The sequence below is a fragment of the Rossellomorea sp. FS2 genome (assembly GCF_047915635.1).
Lineage (GTDB): Bacteria > Bacillota > Bacilli > Bacillales > Bacillaceae_B > Rossellomorea > Rossellomorea marisflavi_A.
The window spans coordinates 456290-481219 of sequence record NZ_JBLRVS010000007.1 but is presented as its reverse complement, the minus strand read 5'-3'; the positions used below and the strand labels follow the sequence as shown (position 1 = coordinate 481219).

Here is a 24930-nt window from a genome sequence, read left to right as displayed (position 1 = left end):
GCCCATTTCTTTGCAGGGCGGGAATCACGGTGGATCAGGCAGGTGATGTAAGGCGTGGTTTCACTACTTTTGTGAACAAACCCCGCACAAGTGGCCCCATGATGAGTAGCTGTAGCGGCAAGGCCATGATGACATTCTTCCCGGCAATCATGAGGTAGGCTGTGAAGAGGTTTTCTACCTCCAACCCGTGAGCGAAGACGGCTGTCACAAGTCCGAAGAGTGACATGAAAAGAACCATTCCAATGACCATGCAGGATGACATGGCGAGGATCATGTTGATTTTTTTCGAACGGTCGATGGGGAGGCTGAACGCAATCTTCCTGGCCAGGGGTCCGACAACGACGATATCCAGTACTAGGGCAATGACGAGTCCTATGAAGATTTCGACCACGGAGAACATCGAGAAGTCTTGAATGGTGCCGTTAATGACAGCGTTATAGAGTGACATGACGATGACCATTCCGAAGCACATCATCACCCCGAATATGAGACCTTCTTTTTTAGAGCTTGGCATATTGATCATTCCTTCATTTGTAATGAAGCTAAGGATACCAAGGAAGGTTCTTCTTTCGTAAGTGACAGATTTGTGAACAATTTAATCAACGAAAAAGAGCATCCCGGGTGGAATGCTCTTTTTTCGTGGTCAAAGGAATGTATCGATGATCAAGTACCCGTTCAGGAGGATGACGATTCCGCAGATGATCCAGGCAATGGTGGTGGTCACCTTGTGATTCCGCAGTTCGCCCATGAGCTCCTTGTTGCTGGTGAACATGATGAGGGGGACAAGGGCGAAGGCGATACCGAATGACAGGATCACCTGACTGACGACGAGGGCCTTGGTTGCATTGACGCCGGAGATGATGATGATCAGCGGCGGAAGCATCGTGATCGCCCGGCGGAGATACAGATTTATGTGCCTGCGGATGAAGCCCTGCATGACGACATCACCTGTCATCGTTCCCACGGAGGAGCTGGAAAGGCCGGCGATCAGAAGGCCCAGGCCGAACAGGATGGCGGCGAATGAACCAAGGTTGGACCCGAGTTCGTTGAACATGACCGTCAGATCCTCGATCCGCATGCCCTTCTCGAAGAAGAGGGCTGCTGCGATGATGAGCATGCTCATGTTGATGGCACCGGCTACGATCATGGCAATGACGATATCGATGAATTCAAAGCGGAAGATCTGTTTCTTTTCCTTTTCCGAACGTCCGACGATGCGCTTGTTCGTCAGAGCTGAATGAAGGTAGATTGCGTGGGGCATGACGGTGGCCCCCAGGATTCCTGCGGAAAGGATGATGCTCTCTGTCCCCTCAAAGGATGGCGTCACGATCCCCATACCGACGGCTGCCCAGTCCGGCTGGGCGAAAAATGTCTGCAGGGCGAATGCAAGGACGACCATGATGACCATGGCGGAGATCGTCGTCTCGAACGCCCGGTATCCCCTGCGTTGCATTTCCAGGATGGCAAAAGAGGCGACGGCCGTAATGATGGCCGACGGCACCATGCCAATCCCAAAGATGAGATGGAGACCCAGGGCGGCACCGATGAATTCGGCAAGGTCGGTGGCGATGATGACGAGTTCGCTCTGGACCCAGAGGAAGATCGATGTTTTCTTGGAGAACCGGTCCCTCGCAACTTCAGGAAGATTCCGCCCTGTAGCGATGCCGAGCTTTGCTGATAAAGATTGAATGAGTACGGCCATTAAATTGGAAAAGGCGATGACCCACAGCAGCTGATAGCCGTAAGTGGATCCTGCGGCGATGTTGGTCGCAAAGTTACCTGGATCGATATAGGCGACGGCTGCGATGAAGGCGGGTCCAAGGAAGGGAAGGATCCTCTTCCACCCTTTTACATCCCCTCTCAGAACGGCTTCTGCTGCAGACGTGGTTTTTGTTGACTGCTTCATTTATGTTCACCTGCTTCATGATAGTTAGTTAAAGGTTAAAAAGTTTCCTTAGGTAAAACTTAACGTCATTATATTCCTGCAACCTGAAATTGTAAACCATGAAACCTTGCCTTTAATGAAAGAAAGATGAATTTATTTTTTCACAACCTTCCCGATTACAAACATCTTCCTTTCCGCTTTATGAAAAACAGCCCAAGTCGCTTTCCGACTTGGGCTGTTGTGGTGGTTCATCCGTGGATGGGAAATTTCCCAGTCAGATGCGTTGCCGAGAGGGTTCTCCTTCTGACGAAGAAGAAAAGCAAGGCAGACATCGTCAGTTCTGCAAATGGCAAGGCGAGCCAAACTCCGGTTGATCCCATCAGGGCAGGCAGGACCAGAAGGAATGTGACAAGGAAAATGAATCCCCTCAAGAGGATGATCAGGGAAGACGCCCCGATCTGCCCCGTTGCCTGGAAGTAGGTCATATAGACAAAGTTGAATCCGAGGAAGAGGTACCCCAGGAAGAAGAGGCGAAGGCCTTGGGTGGCCATGGTACGGACTTCCTCCGATTCGATGCCGAATAGGGATACAAGGAGTGGCGCTGCCACTAATCCGATAGTAGTCAATCCGATTCCAAGAATCAGTGCGGCTTTTTCCCCAATCCTCACGCTGTCCTTGATGCGCCCTGTTTCCCTGGCTCCGTGATAGAAGCTGATCATCGGCTGCAGGGCGGCTTCGATCCCGAAGAAGGTGATGAACATGAAGCTGTGAAGATAATTGATGACGGAGAATGCCGCTACCCCTTCCGTTCCGAGGAGATGGACGATCGTCACATTGTAGCCTGCCACAAAAACGAACATCCCCATCTCAGCCAGCAGGCTCGGAAACCCGATGGAGAAGATGTGAAGAAGTCGCTGGAGGCTCCATGCAAATGCCGGCTTCCGCAGAGAGCTTTCTTTTTTCATAAAATGGGTCAGGAGGATCAGGACACCGACTGCTCCCCCTGTGACCGTGGATACTGCAGCACCCGTCACCCCAAGTCCCCAGACGAAGATCGTGAGGTAGTTCATGCCGATATTGACCAGCGCCATGACGACCAGTGAGATCATGGAAAGAACCGGGCTTCCGTCATTCCGTACAAAGATGCTCAGCACCTGTTCGAGGGCAATGATCCAACCGAAAAGGAACATGACGCTTAAGTATTCATGGGCGAAAGTGGCTGTATCCGAATTCGCTCCAAGCAAGCTCCCCACAGCCTCCATATTCACATAGCCGATGAACCCGAGAAGAACGAGCAGGGTAATGACGGCGGTGATGGAAAGACTGAAGAAACTTCTTGCTGCATAATGATCAGAGCGCCCCAGGTGCATGGAGTAAAGCGTCCCGCCCCCCATCCCGATCCAGAGTGCGATGGCGAATATGAGGGAGAATACAGGAAGGGCTACATTGACGCCCGCAAGCGCGATCTCACCGACGCCGTGACCGATGAAGATACCGTCGATCAGGATATTGACGGCCATGACCATCAGGCCGAATATGGAAGGGAAGAAGTACCGCAGGAATACGTTCTTCACCGGTTGCTTTAGAAATAGACTGTCTGTCGTTTCCATGATGAATTGACCTCCATTGATGGTGATAGAAGTCATTGTAAACGTTCAAGCAGCTTGAAGGTCAATCACCTTCTTTTCACGGGAACCTGGATCATGGTCAGGTAATCGTTCTCATCCTTGACGACAGATTCATCGAGGATATAGAGCTCGATTGCCTCCCCGTCGACAAGGTAGCCGTGAGTATGGATATGGTCGAGTACGTGCAGATGGGCTTCTTTTATGTCTTCATAAGGCCCCTTATAGGGATAGCAGGCGTATAGACCTCCTCTCAGGAAGTGGGGGGAGGCATGGTCTTCATTCAAGTCGAAGATGCGGCTGTATTTCACCGGTCCCTCTTCCTGTAAGCTCGGATAATCGACGACAAAACCGAGGTCTCCCGTGAAAAATCCATCGTAGACGTGGGACATCTGGGAAATCCTCTCCATATCGCTCAAATGGATCTCATCCATCTTCGCAATCATATCGACCGGTCCTTCATTGTAGTAATACGTGATGGACCGGGCACCGAACTCCTTGATGGTGACAGCCGTCTCCGTCAGCAGGGACAGCCCTTCTTGGATGGTGGTGATCTTGTTCTGGATCTTGCGGGAAATGATCTCCAGGTCCCGGATCTCCTGCCTGGTCTCCTCCAGTTTCCGTTGAAGGAGGTCGAGGGTCCCCTCGGGCGACCGCTTCTCCAGCTGTTCCTTGATATCCTTGATGGCAAACCCGTTCTTCCTCAGGAAAATGATGGCATCCAGCGTGGCAAACTGTTCGATGCCATAGTAGCGGTATTGATTTTGTTCGTCTGTATATTTAGGGCTGAATAAACCAATCTCGTCATAATAGCGAAGCGTCGGTTTTGATAATTTGAAGAGATTGGATATTTCTCCGATCCTCAATCGTTTTCTCATATTCCCTCACCTTTACATAGAAATCGTTTCTTCCATTCTACCCCAAAATCCCGCAATAGAAGGAATATGGAGGAGGAAACGAGAATAAAGCGATAAGGAAGGCAGCTTCGTATGCAACCACAGGTTGCGGACGTTCAACCACTGTCTTCTCCCAAGAGAATGACCGTGGGATTATACTGAATCCATACTAATGAACAGGTGGTTGATGGGAATGGAACTGGCCGGGAATTTAAAACGAAAGCGTGAAGAGTGCAGGCTGTCCCAGGATGACGTGGCTACGCAGTTGAGTATCTCAAGGCAATCGATTTCCAAGTGGGAAACGGGCAAATGCTACCCCGATCTGGATAATCTGATCCTTTTGAGCGATCTGTATAAGATATCACTTGATGAATTGATCAAAGGGGATAAAAGCTTTCAGGAGCGGATCATCATCAGGGAAGCGGGGAGTGTAAGGAGCATGTGGCCCTGGTGGGTGATCTTTCCTGCCTTCGGTATGCTCTATGGACTGGTGTCTATGATTCTGAATCGTCTTTGATCATCTCAAACATGATTCTGGTACAGACGAGTGGATGGGGATAACATCAATCCGTTATACTTGATCAAACGGAAGGCTAAGACGGAGGTGAAATCATGGAACAGTTTGTCAGTCCCCGCAAGATAGTGGCTTCAGTCGGGGCATTCATCTTCGGGGGAATTGCCTTGAATCTGCTTCTTCATCCATTGGGCTCGCACGAGATGATGGGATTCCTTCTCTTTCTGATTACAGGAGCCGTGCTCTATTATGGCCTGCTTGCGTTGCATCGCATCAACAGGATGCTAACGATTGCCCTGTTAGGATTGATCGGAATCGGGAGCATGGTCACGGCCGTGTACCTGCTTCTGCATCCGGTGGCCCATTAGGCTGTTAATTACACACATAAAAAGGAATCCCGCCTCCTCAGGCAAGGGATTCCTTTTTGTAATGCTCTCCGTCAACTTGCCAGGGACGACTGGGCACTCCGGTCGTTTTTCTGTATCTTCCGGTAAACGAGTGCGACGATGAACGAAGGGATCGTGCAGACAATCATCCCCAAAAACGCGTAGCGTGGGTCGATCTCATACAGAAACCCACCAAAAAGGGTGAAGACTGCGGTGCTCCAGCTGAGGGCGAGGGCGGAATAGATGCCCTGCGCCTTCGGGACGTCCTTCGGTGCGATGTTCTTGATCAGATACTGCATGAACGCATAATGGCCCATGGCAAATGAGCAGGCGTGCAGAAGCTGCGAAACCGAGAACACGGCGACGCTCGGGAAGGCGAAGACAAGGAGCCAGCGGATGGTCGAGCCGAGCGCAGCCGTTGCAAGCATCGTCCCGACAGACACGTTCCGGAATAAGCGGTCTGCCACGAGGAAGAACAGGATTTCAGCGATGACTCCGATGTTCATGATGGCCCCGATCCAGGACTTCGGTGCATCGATTTCCTGAAGGAAGATGTAGCCGTAGTTGTAGTAGGACGCATGGGCCGCTTGCAGCAGGATGACGATGACAAGGACAAGGCCGAAGTGTTTCACCTTGAACAGCTTGAGCATGGCCCCACGGGCGGCCGGCAACGGCTTGGGCTTATTCGACAGAACGTCTGGAGCCTTCAGCATCCCGAGTGCGATCAACAGGAACAACCCGATCAATAAGGCCCATATGATGACACCATCTCCAAGCTTACTTGTGAAAAGTGTGAGGATCAGTCCACCGATGACGAAGCCGAGGGACCCCCAGGAGCGGCTTTTTCCGTAATGCTTCAACTGTCTGTTCTGCACAAGGACACCGGCCGCTGTGTCGAGTGCGGGCATGAGCGTAGGATAGAAGAAGTGCAGCAGCAGGACAACGGCCATGAGAGTCCAGTAGGAACTTGCCGGGATGCAAAGAAGGATGGCCAGGAAGGTCCCGATTCCCATGCCGTTCAAGAGCATCTTGCTGCTGAATTTAGAAGAAAGATAGGGAAAGGCGAACAGGGTGGAGAGCCCGCGAATGACGAGCCCGAGACTCATGATCAAGCTTGCCTCTGCGACCGATACCCCCTTCGAGTTGATCATCCACCCCGTCCAGTACGGCAGGAAGATTCCCCATGTTAGATAAAAAGTGAAAAATTGTCTACTCATCCAGCGTTGTGTGTTCATGTCGATTCCTCCATTTGATTGCATCATACCAAGGTGAGTGGCAAAAAAATATGAGAAATCTCACATTCTGAGAAAAACACTTCTTTCCACCCCCATACGACTATGGTAGATTTTAGATATTATCATTGGAGGTGAGAAGAATCGATTTCATACTTGATACGTTAGTGGGAGTTGGACTCGTATTTTTGATCCTGATCACCTTCCTCCTTTATACATTGTGGAAAAAAGGAAGGTAAGTGCCATGAAGAAAATCACAGGTGCGCAAAGACAAGACATCATGAAACGGAATTCCGTAGCGTCCTTCTTTTCCTTTCCCATGGACCGGCATCTGGAGGTCCATTTGTTCGAGCGGGATGAATGGGTGATCAGGGAAGGGACAAGGCCAGACTATTTTTATTATGTGATTGAGGGAAAGGCGAAAATCTATGTGACGTATTCCAACGGAAAAGTCTCCCTGATCAATTTTGTAAATGCCCATGACTTCATCGGTGAGATGGAGCTTGTGAACGAAGTATACTATTCCAAAGGGATCCAGGCGCTTACAAGAACGGTTTGCTATGCTGTTCCACTCGAGTCATTCCGAGATCAGCTGTTGGAGGATGCCACGTTCTTGAGGGAGTTGACCAGGTTCCTTACGCTGAAGGCGACGGCCATGTCGGCCAAGTATTCTCAAACCCTGTCTTTTCCACTTGAGAATCGATTGGCCGATTTCATCCTCCAGACAGCGGACGGCACCATCTATAAAGAGAAGCATGTGACGGTCTGCGATTTCCTTGGCGTATCGTACAGACATCTCCTTCATGTGCTCTCATCCTTTACAAAAAAAGGATACATCAGGAAAGAAGGGACCCGGTACATCATCACCGATGCCAAGGCACTTGAGGTCCTGGCCGAACTCCTGAGAAATGAAAGCTGAAAGTAGGGAAAACGTTGATCCAATTACTATTTTATTTTGTCATGGTCATGATCGTGGCCTTGTTCCGCTATCTTTTGTTCGATGCTGTTGATCCTGAGCTGTTGGGAGCTGCCTTCCTATTTCCCGTGGGAGCCCTTGTTCTATATGTGCTGACCAAGCACTTCCAAAAAAAGGAGCAGGCGTATGTTCCGAAGGATGTGAAGGGGTGGAGCTTTTATCACCTTCAACGGTCCTTTGCCGTCCCGAAGCCACTATTCGAAGGCGATCAAAAAAGAGGGTATCTTAAGAGATATTACGAAAGCAAAGGCCGTTTTATCATCGGAGAGATGGTCAGTTCCAACTGGTACGTATCTATGGAGATCAAGGTTGATGGGGACCTCTATCAGGTAAAATGGTATCGGGAACGCTGGTTTTCGAGGCAGGAACACTGGGAAATCGTACGGAACGGTGAGTTGATCGGCCAGGCGAGGACGCTGGTGGATCTTAGACGCATAGCCAAACTGAAGGAAGTGATCGAGTTCCACATTGGAAATCGGACGCTCCAGACGGCCGCCAACACGGTCACCTCGACGATAACGGTGACCTCGGGGGAGGCTGCGATCGGCACATTGAAGCGGAATCATATCGTGAGTAATGTTTCGGCCATGGAAGTCAGGAACCGTGATCACGAGGCAATGGTGGCTCTTATCCTTCATCATTTTTATTTCAAGTAAGACGGTCCTGTAAGAAGTGGGAGATTCCTGCTTCTTTTTCATTGAAAAAAGTGAGTGATTATTCATTCATGTGGTACAGTAGAGAAAAGAGAGATGATAGGGAGGGTTCTACGTGCTTTTTAAACAAAATTCATGTCCGAGTGAACAATCAGGCGTTCGATTGTTCGAGTGTAGACAAGAAGCATTCGGGGTTCAGTTGAATTGCTATGCGTTTGCGGCAGGGGATGTCTTGATCGATACCGGCTCACACTCCTTGCGTCGCCATTTCCGACCGTTTATTGATGAGGTGAATCCCGAATTGGTCATGATCACGCATCATCATGAAGACCATACGGGAAACGCTTCCTATTGCAACAGCAAAGGAATCCCGGTTCTGATGAACCCTCTTTTTCGTAAGGAATGTACGGAAAAAGCAAACTACCCCTTTTATAGACGGATGTTCTGGGGTAAACGTCCTGCATTCCAATCAGGGACACTGCCTGAAGTCATCCATTCGGGACGGGATGTGTTTAAGGTCATCTCCACTCCGGGACATGCCGCCGATCACGTTTCATTCCTGAATGAGTCAACCGGGCAACTATTCTCGGGGGATCTCTACGTTTCTCCTAAAACGAAAATTGTACTGCGGGAAGAGAGCATACCTGCCATCATCCGGTCGATCAGGGACATTCTTACGTATGATTTCGACGAGATGTTCTGTTGCCATGCAGGGTATGTAAAGAATGGGAAAAAAGCCATGAAGCTGAAGCTTGAGTACTTAACAAAAATAAAGGAAAAGGTGACGGCCCTTCATCATGAAGGTCTTGGGGTCAATGAGATTCAACAGACCATTTTCCCGAATAAGTATCCGATCATGTCATTTTCCAGAGGAGAATGGGATTCCAAGCATATTGTTTCGTCCATCATCGAAGAATTATAGAGCGGGATGCTTTTCAGGTTTACCATAGGGGCTCTTTCTCTCCGCTCAGTTTGATGATAAAAGGGAATAGAAGAATGGCCACCACACTGATGAAGCCGAGGCTCATCATCCTCTGCGTTTCGGCAGAAATGTATTGGGTGGTACCACAGTGGGGACAGATTTTTCCTTCTTTGGAGAAACCAAGCTTCCAAATATCTCGTCCCCTCCATTTATTCTGACAGCTTGTACAAGCAGCCATGCTGATCAACTCCTTTTCCTCTTATTTACGGATGGATCAACAAAAAAGTTTCATCGCGAGATTTCTATTTTTACTAAAGATTTACTTTCCTTCCTATTCACTTTAGAATTGAGATATTATAGTGAAGGTTGCTCGTGCCTAATGGGCTCTTGGAAGGAAGGTTAATGATAGTTGAATCGAGTTCTGGTTAAACGCGTTATAATGTTTGTGCTTCTCCTAGCTGCTTGTGTGTTTGTGTATATTTACTTTTCAGTGTTCCTCCCCATATTCCTTGCCCTTTTGACAGCCATGGTCATGGAACCGCTCGTCAAGTGGGTGAAGAAACTCCTCAAGTCGGAAAAACGTCTCCTGCCTGTCATCATCGTCTTCACCACGTTTATGCTTGTTTGTGCGTGGGGACTGTATTTCACGGTGACGAGGGTGTTCAATTCCCTGTATGAATGGTCATTGAATATTCCGGTCTACGCAAAGGATATTCAGGTGTTCGTCAATGATCAGGTGATCCGTTTCAATGAATTCATCGATGAAGTCCCGCAGGGTGATCGGATTGTCAAGGAAATCGAGAAACAGTCCCAAGGACTTACCGATACAGCTGTGCATCTGACCTCACAGCTGATCAATGCCATCGGTTCGGCGCTTCAGTCGATTCCAAATATGGTATTCGTCACATTGATCTATCTCATCACCTTTTTCCTCTTCAGTCTGGATCTCCCGAAGCTTCTGAATATGTTCTTCAATTTCTTCAAGCCGGAAACATCGGGTAAACTCCGCTTCGTATTCCAGAAGATGAGCAAAGTGTTCATGGGGTACTGGAAGGCTCAATTCATCCTGAGTATCGGGGTATTCCTGATCACCTATATCTCATTATTGTTCATTTCTCCTAAGGTTGCTCTCATCATGAGCATCATTATCTGGCTGGTCGATATCATTCCCCTTTATGTGGGGCCGGCACTTGTGCTTGCGCCATGGGGCCTTCTCGCCATGATACTCGGAGACGTGAACGGCGGTCTGGCTTTGATTGTTCTCGCGGCTGTGATCACCATCGTCCGCCGTGCCATCGAGCCGAAAATCCTTGGGGACTCGATCGGCCTTGCTGCCTTGCCGACCGTCTTGACCATGTACTTCGGGTTCGTCTTCTTCGGGGTCATGGGGCTGATCCTTGGACCATTTGTGTATATCGCCATCCGCTCTGCCAAGGAAGCAGGCCTTTTCCAACTGAATAAAGGATAAAAAAGCGGGGACGAATCCGGTGCAGGTCTGCACTGGATTCGTCCCCGCTTTATTTACGCCACGATCATCATGATGATCACGACGGCCAGGATGGCAAGATAGGCTTTTGAAAAGATTCCGTCAGGCAGCTTCTGTGCCCATTTTCTTCCGAATGGGACCCCGATGAACCCCCCTACCGTGAAACCGACAAGGGCAGGGAGATAAATGAATCCGATTGTGGATGCAGGCATATGGTCTACCTGCAAACCTGAAACCAAGTAGCTGATTGCCCCTACAATGGCGATGGGGAGGCCGAGTGGGGTCGCCAGTGCGACAGCATTCAGCATCCGCATCCCTTGCTTCCGGAGGAACGGGATGGTCATGACGCTACCACCGATACCGAGGAGGGTAGAGATGAATCCGATCCCCGTCCCGAAGAAAGCCGAAGCCTTCTTCCCCGGAAGCTGGAAGTCATCATCCTCCCGATCCGAGGTAAACGTCTTCTTCAGGAGATTGCTGATCAGGATATAGCCGAGCAGGGCGATGAAGAGGATCCTCAGAACCTCGCTATCGATGAAGATGGCTACGATTCCGCCGATGAGTGATCCTGCCGCAATGAACCCGGCAAGCTTTTTGAAGACAGACCACTTGATGTTCCCTTTACGGGAGTGATTATAGGTTGAGTTGAATGAGTTGATGATCATGACGGCAAGGGATGATCCGATGGCTGTGTGCATGAGGTATTCATGAGGGATCGTGTCGGGCAGGAATGCATACAGCACCGGTACCACGACGAAGCCTCCACCGAAACCGAACATACTTGAGAGGATCCCGATCAGGATCCCGATCAAGCCGAACATGATAAGAGAAACGGTCATGTTGACACCTTCCTTGTTGGATTGAGGCAGCTTTATCTTTTTAGGATACGCTACTTTTTGGCATTCAACAAGGCGACATTCCCATCACTGCTTGTCGCGGATCTGATCTCTTACCTTTTCCACGAAATCATTTACGGGGTATTCCTCCAGCTTCTCGCTTCCGTAGCACCGGACGGTCACGGAGCCACTCTCTTTCTCTTTATCTCCAAGCACAAGAATATATGGAACTTTTCGCATTTGTCCTTCGCGAATCTTCTTCCCAAGCTTTTCATTCCTATTATTCAAAGAGGCGCGTATCCCTGCCTGGCGAAGTTTCAGCAGAACGCTTTCGGCATATGGAGTGTGCGCGTCTGAGACGTGGATGACCTCGACCTGCTTAGGTGCGAGCCAAAGGGGGAACGCTCCACCAAAGTGCTCGATCAGGATGCCGAGGAAGCGGTCAATGGAACCGAAGACGGCACGATGGATGACAACCGGGCGCACTTTCTCGTTTTCTTCATTCACGTATGTCAGATCGAACTTCTCTGGAAGCTGGAAGTCGAGCTGGACGGTCGCGCACTGATGGCTGCGCTTGATGGCATCCCTGATGTGGATATCGATCTTCGGTCCATAGAAAGCGCCGTCTCCTTCATTGATTTTGTATGGAAAACCAATCTTCTTCAATACGTTCTCCAGAGCAGATTCCGCTTGGTCCCACAGATCCGGATCCCCCATGTAGTCATCCGGACGGGTGGAAAGTTCGATTTCGTAGCTGAATCCGAATACCTGGTATACATGGTCGATGATCTTCAAGGCAAGGGACACTTCTGCCTCGATCTGCTCTGGCGTTACAAAGATATGGGCATCATCCTGACAGAAGCTGCGGACGCGCAACAAGCCATTGAGGGCGCCGCTGAACTCGTGCCGGTGTACTTGTCCAAACTCTGCCATGCGGATCGGCAGGTCCCTGTAGGAGCGTAGACCATTCTTGAAGATCAGCATATGTCCCGGACAATTCATGGGCTTAAGGGCAAACGATTGATCGTCCACCTGAGTAAAGTACATATTCTCTTTATAATGATCCCAGTGGCCGGACTGCTCCCAAAGGCGCTGGTTCATCATCAGGGGAGTGCGGACTTCCTGATAATCGTATGATGTCTGGAGGTCTCTTAGGAAGGATTCCAGCTCATTCCGGATCAACTGTCCGTTCGCCAAGTAAAAGGGCATCCCCGGAGCTTCTTCAGAGAACATGAACAGGTCGAGCTCCTTCCCGAGCTTCCGGTGATTCCGCTTTTCCGCCTCTTTGAGGAAAAGGAAGTGATCTTCCAATTCCTTATTCGACGCAAAGGCAACCCCGTAGATCCGTTGGAGCATACGATTGTCGCTGTCCCCGCGCCAGTATGCCCCTGAGACGCTCATAAGCTTGAAGTGCTTCACCTTACCAGTGGATGGCGCATGGGGGCCGCGGCATAGATCATAGAAATCCCCTTGTTCGTATACCGTTATGGGTTCACCGGCAGGAATATCTTCAAGCAGTTCCAGTTTCGATGGATCATGAGAGAAGAGGTGCTCCGCCTCATCCTTTGTCACTTCTTTTCGGAGGACAAGAAGATCCTCTTGGACTATCTGTCCCATCATGTCCTCAATCTCCACCAGATCCTCCGGGACTAAAGCTTTTTCTATATCGATATCATAATAGAATCCGTTTTCGATCACCGGCCCCACTCCGAAAGAGGCGTCCGGATACAGTCGTCTGATAGCCTGGGCAAGGATATGGGCGGCCGAATGGCGTATGACACCGATTCCCTCCTGAGACCCGGCATCGTAAATGGAAATGTCAGCATCCTCCAGAATCGGTCGTGTCAAATCAACCGTCGTTCCATTCACACTCCCTACCACGGCTTTTTTGCGTAAGCCCGGGCTGATCGACTGAGCGATATCGGTCAGTGTGACACCTTGTGGGAATTCTTGTTGTTGACCATCTGGAAATTGAATCCTAACGTGTTGATTTGACATCTTCTTTGTCTCCTTTTCTATAAAAATAAAAAAACACATGACGTCCCAAGAAGGGACGAGCATGTGTTGATTACCCGTGGTTCCACCCAAATTCCCACCGCAAGCGGTGGCTCATTGAATATGCTGTAACATCGCATAAAACGGCGCAAGTTTCCAAGCGCGGCTCAAAGGGAGTAAAACCGGATGCTGCATTGGGGAGCTTTCAGCCGTGTCTCCCTTCTCTGTAAACCGTTCATCCAGCCTCGTATCCTCGTCATTGCCGAGTCGATTGATTAAATTGTTACCAACTATACCAGATGAAGAAAATAATGTAAATACTTTATTTTCCTGATGGCTTTGTTAAAGTTTAATGTTGATTTATCACAATTTTAAAAGGGCTATAAAAAGCCCTTCATTATTCGTAATAATAAGCCTTTGTCAAATGGTAATTTTTACCTTTTATTTTACACCATTTAACAAAGTCCTTTTTTTGTTCTTTTTTAAACATCATCCAATCATTCAAAAGTTCTCTATAATAGTTCATTTTGTCATCATTGTTCTTCCTGGTTTGTTGGCATTTCACCTTATCATTTAACTCCTGTAACTTGGTAATAAGAATAGAATCTTCTTCAATATTGCCCAGATATAAATCTTCAGATATATGATGAAACGAATACCAAAGAGAGTAAAAATTAATATCAATTAGTTTTAACAATGATAATTGTTCGCTTTTGCCACCAAGTTCAATTGCATTGTTTAAGTATTCAATCTGTTTTTCGGTTTGTAAAAACAAACCATACCACCTATATGGTCTTGGTTCTTTAGGATTTTTTTTAATCCATTCCTCAAGTAAAGGCTTTAATAAATTTTCTTCTAAAGGATGAACAAGTAAGTGGTGAATATTGTCTGATACTTCAAATAAAGTAAATAGCCAACAAGCGAAATTCTGTTGTTTATCATTATCCCATTCCTTTGCTTCATCTATAAATGAGGATAATGCTTTAAAGGATTCCTTCCGTAGCCCTTTTTCTTTGAGGACACAAAACTTTTTGAATAAAGGGTATTTATCTAATCTGTCGTTTTTCAAGACATTCGTATAAATATCTTCCATTTTGCACTTCCCATCTCGTTTCAAATTAGTCGAACGTAACGAAAAACCTATTTGTTAAATTTGGACAGACGCCCGCAACATTTACATTGATGCCGTTGCCGACCCTTATATTTTCCGAACCGAACAGTGTCCTCATTGTTCATCGGAATACGTCAAGAATCCGGACAAGTATCAACATTTACCTTTAACAGAGCTTTCCTGATAAATATGCATACTATCATGAAATAGTGTTCGAGTATCTGCCGCTGGGCAGTCATGATTTCCATTATTCATAGTGCAGGAGTTTCAACTGGATGGCCGTGAATAAAGCCTTTGGATGATGATGAAGAGGGAGATTCCTGCAAGGGCGGCAAGGATCCATTTCCCCGTTCCTGTCCATTGAATGACATGATAAACCGAGAATCCCTCTATTAAAATGGCAGGGATCTTGCCAAGGGAGCTTGCCGCAACAAATACCGTCCACGGCGCTTTGCCGATGGCTGCGATGAACGTCACTAAACCCGATGGGATAAAGGGCATGATCCTCAGGGAAAGGATCAGGATGAACGATTCTTTCCCTGAGGCACCTAACAGCTTCTGAACTTTAGGATGGGTGAACCCCTTCCGATCCTTCAACTGCCTGAATCCTTTACGATACAGGAAAAAGGCGATGATGGCCCCGAATACCTCTCCGATGAAGGACACGCCGATTCCACCCCAGAGGCCGAATATAGCGAGGTTTGCAGCAGTCAAAAAGACGCTAGGAACGACGCCCAGAACGCTGATGACAATGTTCAATGCAATGCTGATGACGACGGCTATCGACTCATATGCAATGAAGAGGTCGATCGTCTGCTGCTGCCAATTCACTCGTTGTCCCCTTGACGATCCATGACGATTCCCTGGAGCTTCTGCGCGATGTCGCGCATCTGCTTCGTTTCTTCGATGCTTAATTGTGCGTAATAGTGATCAATGATGTATTGATCGACGCGTTCATATTCTTTGAAATAGTCTTCTCCCTTATCTCCCAGGGTCAAAAATGTTTCCCTTCGATTGTCTGGATTGATGGAGCGATTCACAAATCCGTCTGATTCAAGTTTTTTAACGAGTTGGCTGACAGAGCTCATGGAAAGGTCGAATTGGTCCGCTACGTCCTGGATTTTTGTCTTCTTCACTTCGTACACGTATTTCATGATCATGAACTGCTTAGGAGGGATATCGTGGTTCAATTTCGCGAAATGATGTTTCAGAAGATAGCTGTTGATGGAGTTGAAGATTGATACGGCTTCTTTGATATAAGCAGCTTGATTCAAGTTTAATCACCTCTAATGGTTTATGTAGTTAAACTATTAAACATATTAAAACATTAGGGAGTATCGGTCAATCACAATTTTTTTGAGAATCCCTATTGTATATATTGTGTATATTGTATATATTGTTACATATAAAGTAAAAATTGAGAGGTTCAGGTATGAAAATCCTAATTTCAAATCGCTCCAAGCAACCGATTTATGAACAGATCAACGAACAGGTAAAGGAGCAGATCATGTCGGGGCATCTTCCAACCGGAAAGAGCCTGCCATCCATGAGGCAGCTGGCAAAGGAACTAAGTGTCAGCCTGATTACGACGAAGCGTGCGTACGAAGAGCTTGAGAAGAACGGATACATCTACTCTGTTGTAGGGAAGGGATCGTTCGTTGCGGATCAAAACAGCGAGCTGATCAAGGAGGAGAAGATGAAGGGGATCGAAGAGCAGCTCTCTTCAGCCATCCGGAGCGGGAGGGAAATGGGGATCCCCCTTTCGGAACTTCAAGAGTTGCTTGATATGTTATATAGGGAGGAAGACTGATGGAGAATGCAATTGAATTGAGGAATGTGGAGAAACGATTCAACGGCTTTGAGATCAATGATTTTTCACTCGAAGTGAAGAAAGGGTTCATTACAGGACTGATCGGGGGGAACGGGGTCGGAAAATCCACAACGCTCAAGATGATCCTGAACCTGTTGAAGCCGGACCGTGGAGAGCTGAAGGTGCTTGGTATGGACTACAGGAATCATGAAAAGGAAATAAAGGAACGGATCGGCTTCGTATTTGATGAGAATGTCTTCTACGAGCAGCTGACACTCCATGAAATGAAGAAAATTGCGAAGTGGTCCTATTCTAGATGGGATGATGATGTGTTCGAACAGTATGTCACGATGTTCCACCTCCCCTTGAAGAAAAAGCTTAAGACCTTCTCGAAAGGAATGCTCATGAAGGCTTCACTGGCTATCGCATTTTCCCATCACGCAGAACTCATCCTGATGGATGAACCGACGGCAGGTCTTGACCCCATCTTCCGCAGGGAGCTCCTCGATATCCTGCACAGCGTGATGGAGGAGGGAGAGAAGACGATCCTTTATTCCACCCACATCACGACGGATCTGGAAAGCGCGGCCGATTATATCACGTTCATCCATGGTGGCCGGCATATTTTCACGAAGCCTTATTACAAGATTGAAGAAGATTATGCATTGGTCAAGGGCGGGCTTGAACTGCTGGATGCAGATACGGAGAAGGAGTTTGTCAGCTTGAAGAAGACGAAATTCGGCTTCGAAGCCCTGACGGCAGACCGGGTGAAGGCCGAGGACCTCTTCGGTGGCCACGCCCTTATCGAGGCACCGACGTTGGAGGATATCATGTATTACACGAAGAAAGGGGACCGGTTCCATGCTTCAGTTGATTCGTAAGGACTTCATGCTCCACCGGAATATCCTCGTCATCCTATTGGGCGTCTTGATCATCTATCTCGTCCTGGGGGCTCCGCCGATCTGGGTAGGGCTTGTCTTCATCCTGGTCCTGTCGATGTCGACCTTTGGGAATGATGAGAAAACGACGATCAATCTCTTCTTGAATTCCCTTCCGTTCACCCGTAAGGAAATCGTCAGTTCCAAGTATATCAGCGTCCTGATCTATACGGTTGCCATCACCATCCTGCTATTTTTAGGGAGTCTGCTCATTCACGGCAGGATCATGGAATGGCAAGGGATCGTCTTCATGACGATGCTGTCCCTCCTGTCCCTTTCCTTCATGCTCCCGTTTGCTTACCGGTTTGCATCCAAGTACCTGATGATTGCCTCACTTGTCCTTTTCGCGGCTTACTTTGCCGTCGTGAATGTGTTCATCCCCAATTTGAATGACATCATAAGGGAATCTGTCGGGACGCTGGTCTCCCTGGAAAGTACCGCCCCCTATCTGATTGTCTGTGTGGCGGTCCTGGCGATCTTCGCGCTCTCGTGGGTCCTGTCGATCCGCATTTATGAGAAAAAAGTATTTTAATCGCAGTCTCTCATATTAATCCTGCTTCATGGAGACAATACGCTTGAAGATCCATTGAGGAGGGCGTATTGATGACGAAGCATCCAAGACTCTTGTTGTGGTTGATCTTATTGGTCCCGTGGCTGTCGGCTCCATTCCTTGGGAAGGAAACCGTTAAACGATACGGACTGGCGAGTCTGTTCATCTGCCTGTTCATCCGGCTGGAAGGGGTCCTGGCCGAGAAGAGGAAATGGTGGTGGTTCTATGAGAGGTTATTTCCTAAAGCAAATGGAGAGACACCCCTCATATGGGGGCAGTTCCTTATCGGGACGATCTGGATCCTTAAGTTCTCTTACGGCAATTTCATTAAGTATCTGCTTACGAACTTTGTGACCGACCTTTTCTTCATTTATCCATTCTCTAAATTCTTGAAGAAACAGGGGATATTTTCATATGTCAGATTGAATGAGTACCAAGTGTATGCCGTTTTCTTTCTGAAGTCTCTCCTGATTTATGGATTTCAGCTCGCTCAGGAGACCATCATAAAGAAAAAGCATATCGAATGATGACCCTTAAGGTCCTGTGGCTTTTAGATGCCACTGGACTTTTTTTATTTAAAATTTGCAGGAAGTGACCACTGGTTGTAAAATTACAACAATAATGGATAGATTATGTTGAATGAGGTGGCTCATGAGTCAGTCGGTATTGGAAATCAACAATTTACATAAGCAGTACCAAGGTGCGGGACACGAGGTGAACGCCCTGAGGGGGGTATCATTTTCCCTGGAGGAGGGGGAGATGCTGACCATCATGGGAACGAGCGGTTCTGGAAAGAGCACGCTCCTGAACATCCTCGGGGCACTGGATGAGCCGAGTGGAGGTTCCATCATGCTGAACGGAGAAGAGACCACCCGGTTCTTCAAGGAACCGGATGCCACCATCTACCGCCGCGACCACATCGGATTCATCTTCCAATCCTTCAATCTTCTGAAGGATCTGACGGTCGAAGAAAACATCGGACTTCCCTTGGTGTTGAAAGGCATGGGGAAGAGCGAAGTGAAGCAAAAGGTAGATGAGATGCTGGGTCTCGTGCAGCTCACGGATTGGCGTAAGCACAGGCCGGTTGAGCTATCCGGTGGGCAACAGCAGCGTGTGGCCATCGGCCGTGCCCTGATCACGTCACCACCCATCATCCTTGCAGATGAACTGACGGGTAACCTGGACTTCAATACAAGCAGGGATATCCTACATATGCTAGTCGAACTGAAAGAAACATTCCAAAAAAGTGTCATCGTTGTCACCCATGATCCGAATGTTGCGACCTATGGGGACCGGGTCCTCTTCTTCCATGACGGACAGATCGTGGATGAACATCGATGTACGGGCGAGGGCGACTTGTCACAAATTCTGAATAAGTTTCAGACAATCATGGAGCTACGCAATCAATGAGGGGCATGAAGACGATCTTCGCCACCTCCATGCGCTTCCTGAGGGCAAATCCGTTCATCACCCTGTCTTCGATCCTGAGCGTCTGCCTTTCCATTTCCCTTGTTCTCACCATGATGATGTTCGCCATGAATGCCAAGCAGTCGGTGAAGGATGAAGTGACGGAGATGTTCGGGACGATGGATCTGTCTGTCGGGTATGATACCGCCGATAACGGGGTCATCGATCAGGATTTCCTTGACCGGCTGACCGCGATGGAAGGTGTAAAGGAGACTTCCAATGTCCTCATCACCCAGCTCGCCCTTTCTTCATTCGGAGGGGAAGCCCCCACGTACAGTCTCGGGGTCGGTACCGATGAGCTGGTCAAGAGCCGCTATCATTTCAAGAAAGAAGTGGGGGAAGACGAGATCATCATCAATGAGTCCCTTGCCAACGCCCTGGGAGTGGGAGTAGGGGATGATTTGACGGTTGAAGGGAAGACCTTTTCCCTGATCGAGACGTTCAAGGACAATACGGGTACGGGGGTGGTGCCTGATATCTTGATTCTTTCTCATGACGACGTGAAGCGCTTCATGGGTGGGGACATCGAAGCCACCTATGTGCTGGTGAAGACGGCAGCAGGAACAGACAATCTCGGGCTTGCGACGCAGATCAAGGGATTCGATGAGGGACTCCGCGTCGAACTCGCAGAAGAGAATCCGTATCTGACAGCGAATCTCTCCTCTCTTTCGATCTTTATTTACGTTCTTAGCTTCTTTGTCCTGATCGTGACCTCACTCCTGATCATCTCAAACTTTGAGACATTCTTGTACAAATACAAGCAGCAGTTTGCCATCATGAGGTCGATCGGGGCCACAGCAAGGCAACTCTTCGGGATCATCCTCGTCCAAAGCAGTGTCATTACGGCAACGGGTGCTTTCATTGGTGTCGGACTCGCTTATATCAGCCAGCACTATGTCCAGAGGTTCTTGCAGGACTGGATGGGCATCTCTGTCGCACGGGGGGACTTCCACATGGGTATGGCACTGTGGATGACCGCGGCATGCGCCGCCCTGATCCAGTTGTTCCTTCTGATCCCGGCTGTGAAGAACGGGAAGACCCTTCCGTTGAAGGTCATGCAGGAGAATGAGGAGCTGTCGTTCTCCATCAGAGGCAGGAGATTCCTGGGAAGAGGACTGCTCATCATAAGCATCGTCGTACTGGTCTTCGGGAAACTCGTAGCGGTAGATGAGGGGAATCAGGTGTTGAGTGTGCTTGCTGCCGCGACAATCTTCACCCTTTCTATTTTCGTCCTGTTTCCACTCTACCTCTCACCAATCCTGAAGAAGGGTGCGCCCTTCATACGGAGAGTAGCCGGAAATGCCTCCTATGTCGCAATCCGGAATGTCATTCCCCAGGTGAAGAAAAATACATTCGTGATCCTGACGGTGAGCATGATGATGATCATTGCCGTATTCGGATCCGTCATGCTGAAGACGATCCAGAACAATGAAGCACTGTATCTGAAGAGCCAGTTTCCGACGGAAGTTGTGTTGCAGTCAAGACTGGAGTCGACCTCCCTTGATCCGTTCAAACTGAAGGAATCAGTCGAAGAAAAAATGCCTGGTTCTGAAGCAAGCTTCATCAGCACCTATACAGGGGCCGCCCTTATGGAAGGGGATTCCCCCTTGGACGTGACGGTTCTGAGAGGCGACTTGGATGGAATGATGAAGCAGGGATTCATCGATGAATCATCCGGTGAAGAGAATGGTGTGATTGTCTCTGAACCTTTTGCTAAGAAGCATAATTTGAAAGCGGGGGACCGTCTTCAATTGGAAATATTCTCGAATGATTTGGAGGACTATGTCCCGTTGAAGCCTCTAAAGGTAACCGCAATCGAAGGTGAATTATTTGATACAGATATCCTGGTGGATTGGAAGGACGAAACTTTCAGTGATGCAGGATTTGCGAGGATGTTCGTCACTGAAGGGGACCCCGGGCAACTGGAATCATTGAAGGGAGAGTTTCCGGAACTGCAGGTCCACTCGTATGAGCAGTCCGTGAACGAATCGGATGAAATGTTCCAACAGCGCTGGTCCATCTTTATCATCTTCCTCGCTGTCATGCTCCTGAGCGTCGCGGTCGGAGTCTTCAACACCCTTTTGAATAATATCCATTCCAAGCGGAAGGAGTTTGCCGTCCTTCGCACCCTTTCCCTGACAAGAAAGGGGATCATCAGCGTGATTCTCACTCAGGTGTTGCTATACATCTTGATCGGATTGAGCCTCGGAATCATGATCGGGATCTTCGTGTCCTTCATCATTAATATCATTGATCCAGGGCCTCTGGCTATTAACTACACCATCATAGGGGGAATCGTCTCTGCTATGCTGTTACTGACGATCTTACTATTCACCCCACTTGCCTACCGCATCGGGGGACGGAAGCTGACAGAAGAATTGAACGAATAAGCCCTTATTCTGTCACATTTGGACGCATCCGGAGAGGGTTGTTTTTAAGCCTGTTGTGTTACAATGGGCGTATCAATATCCATGAAGGGTTGGTTATACATGAAGAAATTTTGGATCATTTTGGGTATGATCTTATTGTTCTTTATTTTCGGCGGTCTGATTACGATGTATATCACGGGTAACGTGCTGAATTGATAAATTGCCTGGGAATGCTTGAATATAAGCATTCCCAGGCTTTATTGTTTCACGTGAAACGCTTTCATTTATGCATGATAATCCTGTTGTCATTCTTTGTGAAGGAGTGCCGTTCATAAAAACCTTCCGCAGGAGATCCCGGCGAGGTGAGAAGATAGATCGACTGAATTCCTTCACGGTTCAGTTCCTTTTCCAAGTGAGAGAGGAGTGTGGATCCAATTCCTTTTCCCTGTATGGATGGGTCGACGCAAAGTTCTGCGATATAGAAGGTCATCCCTTTTGATGTCCTTTTGGCATTCCCTGCAATGAAGCCGGCGGGCTTTCCATCAATGTGCAGGGTATAACCGCGGGACTTTGGTGTGCTCAGGAGGTCCGACAGCCGTTCCTCTGCTGACTCCACGGTCCAAGTTTCGTTCCAGGGCGGAGAATTGAATACGTTGATGTACAGGTGGATCCAATCAGTCAGTTTCTCTTTGGTAAGAATCGTTAGTGATGACATTGCCGCCGTCCTTTCTAGGAAATATGATTGTTTCTCACTTAAATAGTAGACTATTTTCAAAAAAAGAAAAAGAACAAGAAATATAGTTGACTTAATCAACTATTGGTATTATCATGTAAATAAGGAAGTGATTCTATGAATAAAGTAAAGCAGAGTGAGATGCGCGAAATGCTTCAGCAGCTTGTCAGGGATTTCGGATTATTGCAGCGAGATGGATCCGACTGCTGCGGGATCACGGTAACGCAAAGTCATATTGTGTATGAGCTTCAAAAAAGTCCTGCTATCTCCCTTCAAACGCTGGCTCAAAAGCTGGTGATGGATACGGGTATGCTAAGCAAACAAGTAAACAAGCTTGTAGAAATGGAGCTCCTCTCCCGGACAGCCGATCCAAAAGACCGGCGCTACGTGCTCCTTGCCCTGACAGATACAGGTGAAGAGAAAGCGGACGAAATTGCTGGTCAGATGCTCCAATACATCGGGAATATCTTTCAGTTCATAGAGCCGGCGAAACATGATCAGGTCATGGAAAGTATGAGTCTCCTCCTCTCGGCTATGCGCCAGAACGGAGGAAATGGAAGCTGCGCCACTTGATGGGAGTGGTGTTGCTTTCGGGCTAATAGTTGATAAAGTCAATAAATGATCAATTCAAATGGAGGTGGTGGAGTGATTCGTCATGCTACAGAAAAGGACCTACCAGCGATCCTGTCTATATACAACGAGGGGATTGAAGACCGGATTGCCACGCTGGAAACGGATCAAAAAGACGCAGTCTACATAAACCAATGGTTTCAAAGTCATAAGGGGCGATACATCGTACTGGTTTCTGAAGATATGGGTGGAATCAACGGATATGCAAGTATTCAACCGTACAGCCCGCGGGCGGCCTACGCCGGGGTGGGCGAGTTGTCGGTTTATATCAGGCGAGGAGCAAGAGGGCAAGGGATCGGCGGGCAGCTTCTGAGGAACCTGGAGGAGGAAGCGGCCAAAAATCAGTTTCACAAACTCGTCCTCTTCACCTTCCCGTTTAATACCCTTGGGCAAGGGCTCTACAGGAAACGTGGATACCGGGAAGTGGGAATCTTTAAGGATCAAGGAATACTGGATGGAACATATGTCGATGTCATGATCATGGAAAAAATTCTACCAACTAACCAAAAGGAGAGAGAATCATGAACCAATCACCTCAATTACCAATTGCCATCATCGGAGCGGGACCAGTCGGATTGGCAGCTGCCGCTCATCTTATCAGTTACGGTCAACCGTTTGTCCTATTTGAAGCAGGAGAAGCGGTCGGAGCGAATATCAAGACGTGGGAACATATCCGCCTCTTCTCGCCTTGGAGGTATAACATGGATAAAAAATCAGTGGAGTTGTTGAAACGCCAAGGGTGGCAAGAGCCGGATCTGGAAGCGCTGCCGACAGGCCGGGAGCTGGTCGATGACTACCTCATTCCCCTTTCTGAGACCGTTGAAATAAAGCCTCATCTTGAACTGAATGCAAAGGTCTTGTTGATCAGCAAGAAAGATCGCGATAAGATGAAGACGGCAGGCCGTGACGAAGTCCCGTTTGTCCTCTACGTCGAGCGGAACGGGGAAGTCTCCAAGGTTGAAGCGCAGGCCGTCATCGATGCTACGGGGACTTGGGGGAACCCGAACCCGGCCAATTCAGATGGTGTCTGGCTTTCCGGTGAGCGACATGCCAACGAACAATCATTCTATGGCATGCCGGATGTGACGGGGAAACATCGTGAACGTTATTCCGGAAAAAATGTGGCTGTTGTCGGGAGCGGGCACTCCGCCATTAATGCCCTCCTTGAACTGGCAACACTGAAAGAAGCATACCCTGAAACGGGAATTGTCTGGATCATCCGTAAGAAAAGCGTCAGTGAGGCTTACGGTGGTGAGGAGAAAGACGCTCTTGCTGCCAGGGGAGAACTCGGGAGCCGCATCCATCGCCTCGTCGATTCCGGCATCGTCCAAGTATATGAAGGATTCAAGATCGAGCAAGTGATGTCTGCTGAAAATGGAACGTTGATCATCAAGAATGCCACAACTGAAATCAAAGGAGTGGATGAAATGATCGTCAATACGGGCAATCGTCCGGACCGCACCATTTTCAGCGAACTGCGGACGGCGATCGATGAAGCGACAGAAAGTGTGAAAGCCCTCGCTCCTCTCATTGATCCGAACGTCCACAGCTGCGGGACGGTAAGACCGCATGGTGAGAAGGAACTCAGTCAGCCGGAAAAAAACTTCTACATTGTCGGAGCCAAGAGCTATGGCCGGGCCCCTACATTCCTCATGGCAACCGGGTATGAGCAAGTACGGTCTGTGGTGGCACACATAAGCCAAGACGAAGAGGCCGCCTCGAAAGTGGAGCTGGAACTGCCTGAAACCGGCGTATGCAGTGTGACCTTTTCAAAACCGACCACAACATCTTCCTCCTGCAGTGCATCAACCTCCTGTAGCTGAGTGATGGAACACTGAAACACGGGGGCGGTTCCGATGCGACAAAAATGGCGCATCGGAACCGCCCCTATGCGTATTTTTTATATAAGTTATTGA

General features: G+C 48.5%; 27 protein-coding genes. 15 read left to right on the top strand and 12 right to left on the bottom strand.

Translation table 11 applies throughout. From position 1 onward, the window contains the following. Positions 1-34: 34 nt before the first annotated feature. From ACNA6I_RS21775 to ACNA6I_RS21760, 4 genes are all read right to left on the bottom strand, one after another. Positions 35-514 (bottom strand): hypothetical protein, encoded by a 480-nt coding sequence (locus tag ACNA6I_RS21775; protein WP_048004665.1) that lies wholly within the window; start codon positions 512-514, stop codon positions 35-37. A 129-nt stretch (positions 515-643) separates the two neighbouring features. Next, on the bottom strand, positions 644-1906 hold the full coding sequence (locus ACNA6I_RS21770; protein ID WP_048004666.1) for an Nramp family divalent metal transporter: 1263 nt from the start codon (positions 1904-1906) through the stop codon (positions 644-646). Between the two features lie 227 nt (positions 1907-2133). Further along, entirely contained in the window at positions 2134-3531 is a 1398-nt protein-coding gene (locus tag ACNA6I_RS21765) for an MATE family efflux transporter (RefSeq protein WP_416314167.1), read from the bottom strand. A 29-nt stretch (positions 3532-3560) separates the two neighbouring features. Then, the gene (locus ACNA6I_RS21760) at positions 3561-4388 is read right to left on the bottom strand and encodes a MerR family transcriptional regulator (RefSeq protein ID WP_416314166.1); all 828 of its coding nucleotides are present in this window, start codon (positions 4386-4388) and stop codon (positions 3561-3563) included. Positions 4389-4578: 190 nt separating this feature from the next. Here ACNA6I_RS21760 and ACNA6I_RS21755 point away from each other — a divergent pair, with 190 nt between their 5' ends. Both ACNA6I_RS21755 and ACNA6I_RS21750 read left to right on the top strand, forming a co-directional pair. Then, a complete protein-coding gene (locus ACNA6I_RS21755) occupies positions 4579-4923 on the top strand; it encodes a helix-turn-helix transcriptional regulator (RefSeq protein WP_231579058.1) in 345 nt (114 codons plus the stop codon). 95 nt (positions 4924-5018) lie between these two features. Further along, the gene (locus ACNA6I_RS21750; RefSeq protein WP_063191859.1) at positions 5019-5288 is read left to right on the top strand and encodes a hypothetical protein; all 270 of its coding nucleotides are present in this window, start codon (positions 5019-5021) and stop codon (positions 5286-5288) included. A 71-nt stretch (positions 5289-5359) separates the two neighbouring features. Here the strand turns inward: ACNA6I_RS21750 and ACNA6I_RS21745 are convergent, their stop codons facing one another. Next, a complete protein-coding gene (locus ACNA6I_RS21745; protein ID WP_063191860.1) occupies positions 5360-6541 on the bottom strand; it encodes an MFS transporter in 1182 nt (393 codons plus the stop codon). Positions 6542-6782: 241 nt separating this feature from the next. Here ACNA6I_RS21745 and yeiL point away from each other — a divergent pair, with 241 nt between their 5' ends. The 3 genes from yeiL (at position 6783) to ACNA6I_RS21730 (ending at position 9089) form a co-directional block, all read left to right on the top strand. Then, positions 6783-7457, top strand: coding sequence for a transcriptional regulator YeiL (yeiL, locus tag ACNA6I_RS21740; protein WP_048004671.1), 675 nt, complete (start codon positions 6783-6785; stop codon positions 7455-7457). Between the two features lie 14 nt (positions 7458-7471). After that, on the top strand, positions 7472-8170 hold the full coding sequence (locus tag ACNA6I_RS21735) for a hypothetical protein (RefSeq protein ID WP_048004672.1): 699 nt from the start codon (positions 7472-7474) through the stop codon (positions 8168-8170). 112 nt (positions 8171-8282) lie between these two features. Continuing rightward, entirely contained in the window at positions 8283-9089 is an 807-nt protein-coding gene (locus tag ACNA6I_RS21730) for an MBL fold metallo-hydrolase (RefSeq protein WP_063191863.1), read from the top strand. Between the two features lie 19 nt (positions 9090-9108). Here ACNA6I_RS21730 and ACNA6I_RS21725 read toward each other — a convergent pair whose 3' ends face one another. Beyond that, entirely contained in the window at positions 9109-9327 is a 219-nt protein-coding gene (locus ACNA6I_RS21725) for a hypothetical protein (RefSeq protein WP_416314165.1), read from the bottom strand. A gap of 201 nt (positions 9328-9528) precedes the next feature. Between ACNA6I_RS21725 and ytvI the strand changes: the two genes are divergently transcribed. Beyond that, entirely contained in the window at positions 9529-10557 is a 1029-nt protein-coding gene (ytvI, locus tag ACNA6I_RS21720; protein WP_053072158.1) for a sporulation integral membrane protein YtvI, read from the top strand. A 53-nt stretch (positions 10558-10610) separates the two neighbouring features. Here ytvI and ACNA6I_RS21715 read toward each other — a convergent pair whose 3' ends face one another. From ACNA6I_RS21715 to ACNA6I_RS21695, 5 genes are all read right to left on the bottom strand, one after another. After that, positions 10611-11414: a sulfite exporter TauE/SafE family protein gene (locus ACNA6I_RS21715; protein WP_416314164.1), complete on the bottom strand. Its 804-nt coding sequence runs from the start codon at positions 11412-11414 to the stop codon at positions 10611-10613. Between the two features lie 84 nt (positions 11415-11498). Beyond that, a complete protein-coding gene (gene thrS, locus ACNA6I_RS21710) occupies positions 11499-13409 on the bottom strand; it encodes a threonine--tRNA ligase (RefSeq protein WP_416314163.1) in 1911 nt (636 codons plus the stop codon). A 394-nt stretch (positions 13410-13803) separates the two neighbouring features. After that, on the bottom strand, positions 13804-14499 hold the full coding sequence (locus ACNA6I_RS21705; RefSeq protein ID WP_416314162.1) for a hypothetical protein: 696 nt from the start codon (positions 14497-14499) through the stop codon (positions 13804-13806). Positions 14500-14784: 285 nt separating this feature from the next. Beyond that, a complete protein-coding gene (locus tag ACNA6I_RS21700; protein ID WP_416314161.1) occupies positions 14785-15348 on the bottom strand; it encodes a TVP38/TMEM64 family protein in 564 nt (187 codons plus the stop codon). Beyond that, positions 15345-15791, bottom strand: coding sequence for a MarR family winged helix-turn-helix transcriptional regulator (locus ACNA6I_RS21695; protein ID WP_416314160.1), 447 nt, complete (start codon positions 15789-15791; stop codon positions 15345-15347). Before ACNA6I_RS21695 ends, ACNA6I_RS21700 begins: the two co-directional genes overlap by 4 nt. Positions 15792-15949: 158 nt before the next feature. Here ACNA6I_RS21695 and ACNA6I_RS21690 point away from each other — a divergent pair, with 158 nt between their 5' ends. The 6 genes from ACNA6I_RS21690 to ACNA6I_RS21665 all read left to right on the top strand — a co-directional run bounded on the left by ACNA6I_RS21690 (position 15950) and on the right by ACNA6I_RS21665 (position 21672). Further along, positions 15950-16327, top strand: a complete 378-nt coding sequence (locus ACNA6I_RS21690) for a GntR family transcriptional regulator (RefSeq protein ID WP_416314159.1) — start codon at positions 15950-15952, stop codon at positions 16325-16327. Beyond that, the gene (locus ACNA6I_RS21685; protein WP_416314158.1) at positions 16327-17208 is read left to right on the top strand and encodes an ABC transporter ATP-binding protein; all 882 of its coding nucleotides are present in this window, start codon (positions 16327-16329) and stop codon (positions 17206-17208) included. The genes ACNA6I_RS21690 and ACNA6I_RS21685 overlap by 1 nt, the downstream gene beginning before the upstream one ends. After that, positions 17189-17797 (top strand): ABC-2 transporter permease, encoded by a 609-nt coding sequence (locus ACNA6I_RS21680; RefSeq protein ID WP_416314157.1) that lies wholly within the window; start codon positions 17189-17191, stop codon positions 17795-17797. The genes ACNA6I_RS21685 and ACNA6I_RS21680 overlap by 20 nt, the downstream gene beginning before the upstream one ends. Positions 17798-17868: 71 nt before the next feature. Next, a complete protein-coding gene (locus ACNA6I_RS21675) occupies positions 17869-18342 on the top strand; it encodes a hypothetical protein (protein WP_048004684.1) in 474 nt (157 codons plus the stop codon). 124 nt (positions 18343-18466) lie between these two features. Beyond that, entirely contained in the window at positions 18467-19225 is a 759-nt protein-coding gene (locus ACNA6I_RS21670; protein WP_416314156.1) for an ABC transporter ATP-binding protein, read from the top strand. A 5-nt stretch (positions 19226-19230) separates the two neighbouring features. Next, positions 19231-21672: an FtsX-like permease family protein gene (locus ACNA6I_RS21665; RefSeq protein ID WP_416314155.1), complete on the top strand. Its 2442-nt coding sequence runs from the start codon at positions 19231-19233 to the stop codon at positions 21670-21672. Between the two features lie 259 nt (positions 21673-21931). Here the strand turns inward: ACNA6I_RS21665 and ACNA6I_RS21660 are convergent, their stop codons facing one another. Next, a complete protein-coding gene (locus tag ACNA6I_RS21660) occupies positions 21932-22366 on the bottom strand; it encodes a GNAT family N-acetyltransferase (protein ID WP_048004686.1) in 435 nt (144 codons plus the stop codon). 135 nt (positions 22367-22501) lie between these two features. Here ACNA6I_RS21660 and ACNA6I_RS21655 point away from each other — a divergent pair, with 135 nt between their 5' ends. The 3 genes from ACNA6I_RS21655 (at position 22502) to ACNA6I_RS21645 (ending at position 24837) form a co-directional block, all read left to right on the top strand. Next, positions 22502-22957, top strand: coding sequence for a MarR family winged helix-turn-helix transcriptional regulator (locus ACNA6I_RS21655; protein WP_048004687.1), 456 nt, complete (start codon positions 22502-22504; stop codon positions 22955-22957). A 72-nt stretch (positions 22958-23029) separates the two neighbouring features. Further along, on the top strand, positions 23030-23539 hold the full coding sequence (locus tag ACNA6I_RS21650; RefSeq protein WP_231578987.1) for an arsinothricin resistance N-acetyltransferase ArsN1 family A: 510 nt from the start codon (positions 23030-23032) through the stop codon (positions 23537-23539). After that, positions 23536-24837, top strand: coding sequence for an NAD(P)-binding domain-containing protein (locus ACNA6I_RS21645; RefSeq protein ID WP_416314154.1), 1302 nt, complete (start codon positions 23536-23538; stop codon positions 24835-24837). Before ACNA6I_RS21650 ends, ACNA6I_RS21645 begins: the two co-directional genes overlap by 4 nt. Positions 24838-24930: the final 93 nt, after the last annotated feature.

Coding starts and splice junctions, on each gene's coding strand:
- ACNA6I_RS21725 (WP_416314165.1), bottom strand. CDS start 9,327: ATGGCTGCTTGTACAAGCTGTCAGAATAAATGGAGGGGACGAGATATT.
- ACNA6I_RS21665 (WP_416314155.1), top strand. CDS start 19,231: ATGAAGACGATCTTCGCCACCTCCATGCGCTTCCTGAGGGCAAATCCG.
- yeiL (WP_048004671.1), top strand. CDS start 6,783: ATGAAGAAAATCACAGGTGCGCAAAGACAAGACATCATGAAACGGAAT.
- ACNA6I_RS21770 (WP_048004666.1), bottom strand. CDS start 1,906: ATGAAGCAGTCAACAAAAACCACGTCTGCAGCAGAAGCCGTTCTGAGA.
- ACNA6I_RS21660 (WP_048004686.1), bottom strand. CDS start 22,366: ATGTCATCACTAACGATTCTTACCAAAGAGAAACTGACTGATTGGATC.
- ACNA6I_RS21645 (WP_416314154.1), top strand. CDS start 23,536: ATGAACCAATCACCTCAATTACCAATTGCCATCATCGGAGCGGGACCA.
- ACNA6I_RS21705 (WP_416314162.1), bottom strand. CDS start 14,499: ATGGAAGATATTTATACGAATGTCTTGAAAAACGACAGATTAGATAAA.
- ACNA6I_RS21690 (WP_416314159.1), top strand. CDS start 15,950: ATGAAAATCCTAATTTCAAATCGCTCCAAGCAACCGATTTATGAACAG.
- ACNA6I_RS21760 (WP_416314166.1), bottom strand. CDS start 4,388: ATGAGAAAACGATTGAGGATCGGAGAAATATCCAATCTCTTCAAATTA.
- ACNA6I_RS21685 (WP_416314158.1), top strand. CDS start 16,327: ATGGAGAATGCAATTGAATTGAGGAATGTGGAGAAACGATTCAACGGC.
- ACNA6I_RS21765 (WP_416314167.1), bottom strand. CDS start 3,531: ATGACTTCTATCACCATCAATGGAGGTCAATTCATCATGGAAACGACA.
- thrS (WP_416314163.1), bottom strand. CDS start 13,409: ATGTCAAATCAACACGTTAGGATTCAATTTCCAGATGGTCAACAACAA.
- ACNA6I_RS21715 (WP_416314164.1), bottom strand. CDS start 11,414: ATGACCGTTTCTCTTATCATGTTCGGCTTGATCGGGATCCTGATCGGG.
- ACNA6I_RS21745 (WP_063191860.1), bottom strand. CDS start 6,541: ATGAACACACAACGCTGGATGAGTAGACAATTTTTCACTTTTTATCTA.
- ACNA6I_RS21775 (WP_048004665.1), bottom strand. CDS start 514: ATGCCAAGCTCTAAAAAAGAAGGTCTCATATTCGGGGTGATGATGTGC.
- ACNA6I_RS21750 (WP_063191859.1), top strand. CDS start 5,019: ATGGAACAGTTTGTCAGTCCCCGCAAGATAGTGGCTTCAGTCGGGGCA.
- ACNA6I_RS21670 (WP_416314156.1), top strand. CDS start 18,467: ATGAGTCAGTCGGTATTGGAAATCAACAATTTACATAAGCAGTACCAA.
- ACNA6I_RS21680 (WP_416314157.1), top strand. CDS start 17,189: ATGCTTCAGTTGATTCGTAAGGACTTCATGCTCCACCGGAATATCCTC.
- ACNA6I_RS21675 (WP_048004684.1), top strand. CDS start 17,869: ATGACGAAGCATCCAAGACTCTTGTTGTGGTTGATCTTATTGGTCCCG.
- ACNA6I_RS21755 (WP_231579058.1), top strand. CDS start 4,579: ATGAACAGGTGGTTGATGGGAATGGAACTGGCCGGGAATTTAAAACGA.
- ytvI (WP_053072158.1), top strand. CDS start 9,529: ATGTTTGTGCTTCTCCTAGCTGCTTGTGTGTTTGTGTATATTTACTTT.
- ACNA6I_RS21655 (WP_048004687.1), top strand. CDS start 22,502: ATGAATAAAGTAAAGCAGAGTGAGATGCGCGAAATGCTTCAGCAGCTT.